General features: G+C 71.0%; 5 protein-coding genes. 2 read left to right on the top strand and 3 right to left on the bottom strand.

Annotation, left to right across the window (positions count from 1 at the left end; translation table 11 throughout):
• The coding region (locus tag CA983_RS39420) for a vWA domain-containing protein (protein WP_143645705.1) at nucleotides 1-800 on the top strand (800 nt) is incomplete at its 5' end.
• Between the two features lie 629 nt (nucleotides 801-1,429).
• Nucleotides 1,430-2,647 (top strand): ATP-grasp domain-containing protein, encoded by a 1,218-nt coding sequence (locus tag CA983_RS39425; protein ID WP_158101934.1) that lies wholly within the window; start codon nucleotides 1,430-1,432, stop codon nucleotides 2,645-2,647.
• A gap of 126 nt (nucleotides 2,648-2,773) precedes the next feature.
• On the opposite strand, the gene CA983_RS39430 is transcribed toward CA983_RS39425, so the two are convergent.
• The 3 genes from CA983_RS39430 to gcvH form a co-directional block, all read right to left on the bottom strand.
• Nucleotides 2,774-4,141, bottom strand: coding sequence for an L-serine ammonia-lyase (locus tag CA983_RS39430; RefSeq protein WP_086605512.1), 1,368 nt, complete (start codon nucleotides 4,139-4,141; stop codon nucleotides 2,774-2,776).
• An 83-nt stretch (nucleotides 4,142-4,224) separates the two neighbouring features.
• Entirely contained in the window at nucleotides 4,225-5,487 is a 1,263-nt protein-coding gene (gene glyA, locus CA983_RS39435) for a serine hydroxymethyltransferase (RefSeq protein ID WP_086605513.1), read from the bottom strand.
• A gap of 14 nt (nucleotides 5,488-5,501) precedes the next feature.
• Nucleotides 5,502-5,879, bottom strand: coding sequence for a glycine cleavage system protein GcvH (gene gcvH / locus CA983_RS39440; RefSeq protein WP_059422730.1), 378 nt, complete (start codon nucleotides 5,877-5,879; stop codon nucleotides 5,502-5,504).
• Between the last annotated feature and the right edge of the window lie 161 nt (nucleotides 5,880-6,040).

The following is a 6,040-nucleotide window of genomic DNA, read 5'->3' on the forward strand; positions in this document are numbered from 1 at the left end:
CCCCGATGACCCCCGCCCCGGACGCCTCCTCCCCGCGTCTCGTCAAGGGCGAGGAGCAGTTGCCGGTGGACATGCGCAAGCGGCTCTCCCTGCGCAAAGAGCAGGTAGCCGTCAGTCTGCGCAAGCACGGGGCGGACGGAGTGACCGCGCGCGTCATCCTCGTCCTGGACGCCTCCGGGTCGATGTCGTTCCTGTACTCGCAGGGTGTCGTGGCCGACGTCGTGGAGCGGATGGCCGCGGTGGCCGCGCAGCTCGACGACGACGGTGAGATGCAGGCGTGGACGTTCGCGTCGAACCCGGCCCGGCTGCCTGACCTCGCCCTGGGTGACCTGCCGGAGTGGCTGCAGCGTCATGTCCGGGTCGGTGAACTGACGTTGTTCCGGCGCAAGAAGCCGCGGAAGGGTCTGCTGCCAGGCCAGGTGGACATGCGCGCGGTCGGAATCCAGAACGAGGAGCAGAAGGTGATCGCCGAGGTGCGGACCTACGTCCGTGAGCACCCGGCGGCAGCCCCCACGCTGGTGCTCTTCTTCTCCGACGGCGGCGTCTACCGAAACAAGGAGATCGAGACCGAGCTGCGGGAGGCGGTGGACGAACCGGTCTTCTGGCAGTTCGTCGGACTGGGGCGCTCCAACTACGGCGTGCTGGAGCGGTTCGACACCCTGCCGGGCCGGCGCGTCGACAACGTCGGGTTCTTCGCCGTCGACGACATCAGCGGCGTACCGGATGCAGAGCTCTACGACCGGCTGCTGTCCGAGTTCCCCTCGTGGATGCGCGAGGCACGGCAGCTGCGCATCATCTGAGCCGGCGACCGGTCCGGAAGTAAGGGCGAGGGCCCGGAGCATCCGCCTCGACCACCTCGCCGAAACACACCACCGCCCCACACGAACCGGCTAATCCACCCCACCCAGCAGCACAAAACGTCCTGACCAGTACAAACACACACCGAGTCTTTCAGGGCGTGTATCGAAAGTGGATCTTGAACGGGAGATGATCTTGGGTTCGCAGCATGGGGGTCTCCCTGAGTGGCGGTAGGGGAGGGGGAGTTGGCGCCCACCGCCATGGCACGGGCTGCTGTGGACCGACGTGGAAATGTCAACTTGGGTGGGCCGTGGGGTGGGCGTGGGCCGTGGCCGTGATGCCGGAGCGGCGGATGACATGGTCGGCCGGCCGTCTGGGAGGTGGCGGCGTGGACGAGGTGGCCCGCCCGGACAGCACGATGTCCGGACGCAGACGCACCCTGCGGGCCTCGTCCGGGCGGTGGTCGGCGGACGCCCGTAAGGTGGCCGGCCAGGTGGCGCGGTGCTTTCCGGCCGCCTCGTCACTGTGCCCCACCCGTGGTGCCCGAAGGCCCCAGACTAGGCGGAGGGCGATACGGAGGCCCTCCAAGGCGCGCAGGCCACGACGGCGAACGAGAACGGTGTCCGACCAGATGACGACAGCACACACCCCCGCAACGACCCCGACGGCAGCGGACGACGGCGGCGAGGCCGGGAGCAGCACCGTGCTCTACCTCGGTCTGCGGCGCTCCCCCCTGGAATGGCGCGCCGAACTCGACGCCGCCGCCGCACGGGGACTGAGCGTCCACGTCGCGTCCGACGCCGACGTCTCCCACACCGGGCTGCCCGGGCACCGGCTCGGCTCCTTCGACCGCGGCTCCTCGCTCGCGGAGCAGGCCGCTCAGGTCTCTTTGGACCGGGCCCCCGCCGCTGTCGTCTGCTGGGGCGACAAGCACGTCGGCCTCACCGCGCTGCTCGCCGAGCGGTTCGGGGTGCGCGGCATCGGTACCGGCGCCGCGGCCGTCACCACCGACAAGGCCGCCCAGCGCCGGGCCATGGAGCCGTACGGGCTCAACCCGCCCTGGCGGGCGGGCCGGACGCTCGACGACCTGCGGGCCGTCGCGTCGGAGCTCGGCACCGCGGGCCGCCCCCTGGTGTTCAAGCCCGCCCACTGCTCCGGCGGCCGCGGCATGGCGCTGATCACCCAGGACACCGGCCTGGACGAGGTGTTCGCGCTCACGGCCGCCAACTACTCGGGGACCAGCGACTTCCTCGTCGAGGAGTACGTCGACGGCTCCGAGCACTCCGTCTCAGGTGTCGTCTCCGGCGGCACGGTGCGGATCCTCGGCGTCACCGACAAGAGCGTCGACGGGCCGCTGTCCCCGTCCTGGGCCACGGCTGTCCCCTCCATCCTGGCGGACACGCAGGTCAAGGACCTGATGCGCGCCGCCGAGCAGGCCGTGCTCGCCGTCGGCCTCGGGACCGGGGGGTTCCACGTCGACCTGCGGCTCGGCTCCGCGGGCCCCGTCGTCCTGGAGGTCGGCGGGCGACTCGGCGGCGACCTGATCAACTCCCACCTCATCCCGTACGCGCACCAGGGAGCCGTCCGGCCCTACGAGGCGCTGCTCGCCCTGCTCACCGACGGAGAGCTGCCCGGCGAGACCCCCGAGCCCAGCCGCGGCGCGGCCATGGTGCTGCTGCCCAAGGGCGGGCGCCCGGCGGGCGAGGTGGCCGTGGCCGCGCTCGCCCGCCCGCGGGTCGTCCTCGCCGAGGACTGGCCCGGTACGGACACCGTCGTGGCGATCGTCGTCACCGAGGACCCGGCCGACCTGCCCGCGGCCGTCGCGGACGTCCGCGAGTCGGCCCGGTGACCGCGGGCCCCGCAACCGCGCCCCGCCTTCGACGAGCTGACGCGCCTCACCGGCACGGGCGACGACAGCGTCTTCCGCCACGACCGCCACGACCACCACGACCGCTGCCCGGTGCCGCGCGGGCCGTCAGCACTCGATGATGTTGACGGCCAGCCCGCCCCGCGCCGTCTCCTTGTACTTCACCGACATGTCCGCGCCGGTGTCCTTCATCGTCTTGATGACCTTGTCCAGGGACACCTTGTGGGAGCCGTCGCCGCGCATCGCCATGCGCGCGGCCGTGACGGCCTTCACCGCGGCCATGCCGTTGCGCTCGATGCACGGGATCTGGACCAGACCGCCGACGGGATCGCAGGTCAGGCCGAGGTTGTGCTCCATGCCGATCTCCGCGGCGTTCTCGACCTGCTCCGGCGAGCCGCCGAGCACCTCGGCCAGCGCGCCCGCCGCCATCGAGCAGGCGGAGCCGACCTCGCCCTGGCAGCCGACCTCGGCGCCGGAGATGGAGGCGTTCTCCTTGAAGAGCATGCCGATCGCGCCCGCGGCGAGCAGGAAGCGCACCACGCCCTCCTCGTCGGCGCCCGGCACGAAGTTCATGTAGTAGTGCAGGACCGCCGGGATGATGCCGGCCGCGCCATTGGTGGGGGCGGTGACGACCCGGCCCCCGGCCGCGTTCTCCTCGTTGACCGCCATCGCGTAGAGCGTGATCCACTCCATCGCGAGGGCCTTCGGGTCGCCCTCGGAGCGCAGCTTGCGGGCGGTGTTCGCGGCCCGGCGGCGCACCTTCAGGCCGCCCGGCAGGATGCCCTCGCGGGACATGCCGCGCGCCACGCACGCCTCCATCACCCGCCAGATCTCCAGCAGGCCCTCGCGGATCTCCTCCTCGGAGCGCCAGGTCCGCTCGTTCTCCAGCATCATCGCGGAGATGGACAGGCCCGTCTCCCCGGCCATGCGCAGCAGCTCGTCACCCGTGCGGAAGGGGTACTTCAGCACGGTGTCGTCGAGCTTGATGCGGTCCGCGCCGACCGCGTCCTCGTCGACGACGAAGCCGCCGCCGACCGAGTAGTACGTCTTGGTCAGCAGCTCCGCGCCCGAGGCGTCGTACGCCCACAGGGTCATGCCGTTGGCGTGGTACGGCAGGGCCTTGCGGCGGTGCAGGACCATGTCGTCGTCGTAGGAGAAGGCGATCTCGTGCTCGCCGAGCAGGTTCAGCCGGCCGTCGGCCTTGATCGTCTCCACCCGCTCGTCGGCCGACTCCACGTCCACCGTGCGCGGCGAGTCGCCCTCCAGGCCGAGCAGCACCGCCTTGGGCGTGCCGTGGCCGTGGCCGGTCGCGCCGAGCGAGCCGTAGAGCTCCGCGCGGACCTTCGCGGTGGGGGCCAGCAGTTCCTCGTTGCGCAGCCGCCGCGCGAACATCCGGGCCGCGCGCATCGGGCCGACCGTGTGGGAGCTGGACGGGCCGATGCCGATCGAGAACAGGTCGAAGACCGAGATGGCCACGGGGAACTCCTGACTACGGGGGTGGTGCAAGGGGGCAGGGCGCCCCGCCCACGCGGGACGGGGCGCCCTGAAAGGTTTCTTCGTTACGCGTTCAGACCCGGGTACAGCGGGTGCTTGCCGGCCAGGGCCTTCACCCGGGCCTTGAGGGCCTCCGCGTCGTACGACGGCTTCAGCGCCTCGGCGATGACGTCCGCGACCTCCGCGAAGTCCTCGGTCTGGAACCCGCGGGTGGCCAGGGCCGGTGTACCGATCCGCAGGCCGGACGTCACCATCGGCGGACGCGGGTCGTTCGGGATCGCGTTCCGGTTGACCGTGATGCCCACCTCGTGGAGGCGGTCCTCGGCTTGCCGGCCGTCCAGCTCCGAGTGGCGCAGGTCGACCAGGACCAGGTGCACGTCCGTGCCGCCGGACAGGACGTCCACGCCCACGGCCCGGACGTCGTCCTTCATCAGACGCTCGGCCAGGATGCGGGCACCCTCCAGCGTACGGCGCTGGCGCTCCTTGAAGTCCTCCGAGGCCGCGACCTTGAAGGCGACCGCCTTGGCCGCGATCACATGCTCCAGGGGGCCTCCCTGCTGACCGGGGAAGACGGCGGAGTTGATCTTCTTGGCCAGTTCGGCCGTGGAGAGGATCACACCGCCGCGCGGGCCGCCCAGCGTCTTGTGGGTGGTCGTGGTCACCACGTGCGCGTGCGGCACCGGGTTCGGGTGCAGCCCGGCCGCGACGAGTCCGGCGAAGTGCGCCATGTCGACCATCAGGTACGCGCCGACCTCGTCCGCGATCCGGCGGAACTCCGCGAAGTCCAGCTGCCGCGGGTACGCCGACCAGCCGGCGACGATCAGCTTCGGCTTGGACTCCTTGGCCAGCCGCTCCACCTCGGCCATGTCGACCCGGCCGTCCTCGCCCACGTGGTAGGCGACGACGTCGTAGAGCTTGCCGGAGAAGTTGATCTTCATGCCGTGGGTCAGGTGCCCGCCGTGCGCGAGGTTCAGACCCATGATGGTGTCGCCCGGCTTGAGCAGCGCGAACATCGCGGCGGCGTTGGCCTGGGCCCCGGAGTGCGGCTGCACGTTGGCGTGCTCGGCGCCGAACAGCTCCTTGACGCGGTCGATCGCGATCTGCTCGACCACGTCGACGTGCTCGCAGCCCCCGTAGTAGCGGCGGCCCGGGTACCCCTCGGCGTACTTGTTGGTGAGGACCGAGCCCTGCGCCTCCATGACCGCGACCGGCGCGAAGTTCTCCGAGGCGATCATCTCCAGCGTGGACTGCTGCCGGTGCAGCTCGGCGTCGACCGCGGCGGCCACGGCCGGGTCGAGCTCGTGCAGGGGTGTGTTCAGAACGGACATAAGGCTACGACTCCTCAGCCGGCGGAGAACGCGGTGTACTCGTCGGCGGAGAGCAGGTCGCCCGGCTCGTCCGTGACCCGGACCTTGAACAGCCAGCCGCCCTCGAAGGGGGCCGAGTTCACCAGCGACGGGTCGTTCACGACGTCCTCGTTGACCTCGGTGACCTCACCGGAGACGGGGGAGTAGAGGTCGGACACCGACTTGGTCGACTCCAGCTCACCGCAGGTCTCGCCCGCGGACACGGAGTCACCGACCTCGGGGAGCTGGACGAAGACCACGTCGCCGAGCGCGTTGGCCGCGTGCTCCGTGATGCCGACCGTCGCGACGCCGTCCTCGGCGGCCGACAGCCACTCGTGCTCCTTGCTGTAACGCAGCTGCTGGGGGTTGCTCATGGCCTGGATTCTCCTGTATGCGCGGGAGTGCTGGGGAAGGGGGGACTGCTGGTGAGCCGGGACGACGGACAACGGGGTCGCTGCCGCGGCCCTCGGCCAGTGTCTACTTCTGGCGCTTGTAGAACGGCAGCGCCACGACCTCGTACGGCTCGTGACTGCCC

The organism is Streptomyces swartbergensis (genome assembly GCF_002148965.1).
Lineage (GTDB): Bacteria > Actinomycetota > Actinomycetes > Streptomycetales > Streptomycetaceae > Streptomyces > Streptomyces swartbergensis.